This window comes from Streptomyces phaeochromogenes (assembly GCF_001418655.1).
Classification (GTDB): domain Bacteria; phylum Actinomycetota; class Actinomycetes; order Streptomycetales; family Streptomycetaceae; genus Streptomyces; species Streptomyces phaeochromogenes.
In genome coordinates, this window is sequence record NZ_LIQZ01000537.1 from 1 (window position 1) to 3797 (window position 3797).

Here is a 3797-nt window from a genome sequence, read left to right on the forward strand (position 1 = left end):
CCGATGGAGAAGGTGAAGGCGCCGGAGATGGGGTGGCTGTCCGCCGAGACCACCCGCCAGGCCACGGTGTACGTACCGTCGGCCAGGCCGTCGTCGAGCGGCACCCGGACGCTGTCGGACCGGCCGGACGCGTGCTCGGTGTCGCCCGCGTTCACCCGGCGGTTCTCGGGGCTGAGGACGCGCAGCGAGTCGTCGGTGATGCCGACCGACTCGGTGAAGGTCATGGTGACCTGCTTCGGCGCGGACTTGAGGACGGTTCCCTCGCCGGGGGTCGTCTCGCGCACGGCCGAGTGGGCGGACACCGGGCCCGCGCCGCCCAGCACGAACAGCGCGCCGAGCAGGGCGACGAGGGCCACTGCCCGGCGTGGCGCCGACACCCGTAGTACCCGTAGCACTCGGTGTATGCGGCGCCCTCGGCCCACGTCGCCTCTCCCTGCTGCTCGTCCTGCTCGCACTGCACATCCATATACATCTGTGTCTGCGGCTGCGGCCTCGGTGGGAGTACGGATGTACGCGACACCTTGTTCAACACGGCCTGCGCCCGCACCGGCCGCCCAGGACCGCCCGGGCACCGGCGTTCACCACGTCGGCCGTGCCGACACCCCGCCGTCAACGACCAGGTCGTGCCCGGTGATCCAGGAGGCCATCGGTGAGGCGAGGAAGACGCAGGCGTCGCCCACGTCCTCGGGACGCCCCAGCCTCCCGGTGGGTACCGCCTGTTGCCAGCGCCGTACGCCGTCGGGCCACGCCTCCGCCAGGCCCGCGCGGTCGATCAGCCCCGGCGAGACGGTGTTCACGCGGATTCCGTAGGGACCGTACTCCAGGGCCGCCGAGCGCGCGTGCGCGACGACGGCCGCCTTGGACGCGGAGTAGTGCGCGTGCAGGGGAGCGGGGTGCGTGGCCTCGATGGACGCGATGTGCGTGATGCTGCCCACAGGCCCACCGGACGAGCCCCGCCGGTCGCTCAGGCCGCTCAGGCCGCTCACATCGCTCCCATCGCTCAGGTCACGCCGGTCGCCCTGCCCCCTCCCCTCGCGCATCACCTCCACCGCCGCCTGCGTACACACGAACACGCTCGACACATTGGCTTCGACCACCGCCCGCCAGTCCCCCGCCGTCATCCCGGGCAGCTCCTGGACCGGCTGTACGCCCGCGTTGTTGACCAGGGCCGTCAGCAGGCCGCCCCAGCCGGCGGCCTCGCGCACCAGGCGGTGGCACTCGTCCTCGACGGTCAGATCGGCCCGCAGGGCGACCGCGCGTCCGCCCGAGCCGACGATGAGGTCGACGACTTCACGGGCGGCCTCCGCGTTCGTACGGAAGTGGACGGCCACGGCCGCCCCCGCCTCGGCGAACCGCAGCGCGATGCCGCGCCCGATGCCGCCCGACGCACCGGTGACGAGGGCGACCTGCCCGTCGAGAAGCCCGCTGCCGTGTCCGCTGCGGTGTGCGCTGCGAAGTCCGTCGCGGTGTGCGTCATGGTGTCCTTCGTCCGGGCCGATCACGGGCGGCTCAGCGCGGCGATCCGCGCGGCCCGGTCCGGGTGGCTGGCGGTGAGTTGCGCCGCGTCCCCGTGCTCGTACCCCTCGTAGGTGAAACCGGGCGCCATCGTGCACCCGAAGAACGACCAGCCGGTGGCGGTCGCGACCCGCGCGCCCATCCAGGTGCGTGCGGGCACGGTGTACTGCAGGTGCTGGCCGCCGAGGACGTCGGGGCCGAGCAGGACCGTACGGGACGTGCCGTCGGGGGACAGGAGCAGCATCTCCAGCGGATCCCCCAGGTAGAAGTGCCACGTCTCGTCGGCGGGGAGCCGGTGGAGCGCGGAGAAGTCATCGGGTTCCGCGGTCAGGAGGACCACTATCGCGGACCCCTCGGGGCGGCCGTCGGGCCGTTCGGGACCCTCCCAGGTGCGGCGGAAGAGACCGCCCTCCTTGGGAATGGGCTCCAACTTGTAGTGGGCGACCAGGGCTTCGGGAGTGATGTCATGGACCACCTCTCGACCATGCCCCAAAGGGAGTTGCCGATCCACCAACCGGATCCCGACGCGCGGAACACCGGCCGCCGACCCGAGGCACTCGTCGCCCGCCGCGCCCCTAGAAACCCGCGGCTTCCCTTGTCAGGAACGCCAGTTGGGCCTTCTTCGCGGGCAGGTGCACCTCCGGCAGGTCTATCTCCGGGAGCACGACCGGTGGACCGAGCACGAAGCCCTGGCGGGTCAGACGGGCGATCGCCTTCTCGTTGCGGGGGTCGGGTTCAACCACGACCCGGCGCCGGTCGAGGACGCGCAGCACGTACACGGTGAACGCGGTGAGCAGCGCCGAGCTGTACCCCGGCCGCTCGTCGCCCTCACCCGCGGGCGCGATCAGCAGGTGGACGCCGATGTCGCCCGGCTCCACCTCGTAGCACTCGCCGACCCGGTCGGCCGCGGGCTCGTACGTCTGGAAGAGCGCGGCCGGCCGACCGTCCAGGACGGCCAGGTAGGCGTGGTGGGTGTCGAGGGAGTCGAGATGCCGGTACGTCTCCAGCACCTGCTCCCTGCCGAAGCCGCCCATCCCCCAGAACCGGGCGCGTTCGGCCGTCACCCAGGCGTGGAGCACGTCCAGGTCGGCGTCCGGGTCCACGCGCAGGACGCGGACCGCGCCGAGACCGTCAACGACCTGCTCGTGGACGGCCTCACGGCTCGCGGCGTACGGCTCGGATGTCATCGTTCTGTCCTCCATGTGCTGTCCTCCGTGAGCTTGGTCCAGTCGGTCACGACGGGGACCAGATCTCCCCTGACCCACAAGGGGAGTTGATCGCGGTGGTGGGGTGAGTCCGGGACGCCCGAGGCACCGAACGGCACCACCCAGAGGCTGTTCTCGCGCCGCGCGACATCCCACACATAGCGGGCGGCGGGACCACGAGCGGCCCGGTCGGTGAGCCCCGGCACGGCGGAGGTGCACAGCACGCAGTCGTGGTCGCCGGAGAGCCCGGGCTCCCGTTCGTCGTACGAGGGGTCCGGCAGCGCCCGCCAGGGAGCGAGGCGGTGGGTGTCGCCCCACGGGCCCTTCGGCGGGTCTCCGGCCACCTCCTCCACGGCCGCCCTGACGACCTCGGCACGGTCGATCCCGTACAACTCCTCGGCCCTGAGCAGGCTTTCGAGGGCGAAGGCGACTCGGGGAACGAGTGCGAGCCACGGGCGGAAGACCTCGGGATACAGCCGGGGTTCGGTGAGGCGGGCCAGGGCGGGGTGGGCCGCGAGGCGGCGTACGACCGCGCCCCGGACCGCCGCGTAGGTGGCCGCCTCCGTGCTGTCGGCGGTCATGTGGCGGTTCCAGTGGAGGAGCCGGTCGCGCAGGGAGGCGGCCTCGGGGGTGAGGCCGTCGAGAGCGGCGAGGAGGTCCAACAGCGGGGCGGCGGAGGCGAGATGGGTGTCCATGTGGAGGGCGGCCATGTCGGCGGCGGACCAGTCCCGCCGGGTGCCGAGGAGTGCGCGCAGCCGGGTGGCCCGGTGGGGCGGGGCGAACTCGACGCCGAGCGGGGTCGCCGGGCCGCGCTGGTTCGCCATCACCGCGATGCCGTCGTCGACCGTGCCGCGGGGCATGGGCGCGTACCAGCCGCGCCACTCGTGCCCGGGCTCCCAGGCGTTGACGATCCGCGTGCGGTTGTCCTCACTCCGGACCGGGACCCTGCCCGCGACCCGGTGCAGCAGACCGCCCTCGGTGTCGGCGGCCTGGACGACGTTGACGGGTTCGGCCCAGTCGTCGAACGCCCGGTCCACGTCGGCGACCCGGCGGGCGCGGAGGAGGGGGAGGAGTGTC

General features: G+C 72.8%; 5 protein-coding genes. All 5 read right to left on the minus strand.

The window, feature by feature from the left end; all coding sequences use genetic code 11:
* The coding region (locus AOK17_RS45115; protein WP_245697799.1) for a copper resistance CopC family protein at window positions 1–377 on the minus strand (377 nt) is incomplete at its 3' end.
* 201 nt (window positions 378–578) lie between these two features.
* Complete coding sequence (locus AOK17_RS45120; protein WP_055618463.1) at window positions 579–1376, minus strand: SDR family NAD(P)-dependent oxidoreductase; 798 nt, start codon at window positions 1374–1376, stop codon at window positions 579–581.
* A gap of 122 nt (window positions 1377–1498) precedes the next feature.
* Entirely contained in the window at window positions 1499–1978 is a 480-nt protein-coding gene (locus AOK17_RS45125) for a cupin domain-containing protein (protein ID WP_055618464.1), read from the minus strand.
* 112 nt (window positions 1979–2090) lie between these two features.
* Entirely contained in the window at window positions 2091–2702 is a 612-nt protein-coding gene (locus AOK17_RS45130) for a GNAT family N-acetyltransferase (protein ID WP_055618462.1), read from the minus strand.
* A partial coding sequence (locus tag AOK17_RS45135) for a penicillin acylase family protein (protein WP_206190944.1) occupies window positions 2699–3797 on the minus strand: 1099 nt, incomplete at its 5' end. The genes AOK17_RS45130 and AOK17_RS45135, both read right to left, overlap by 4 nt.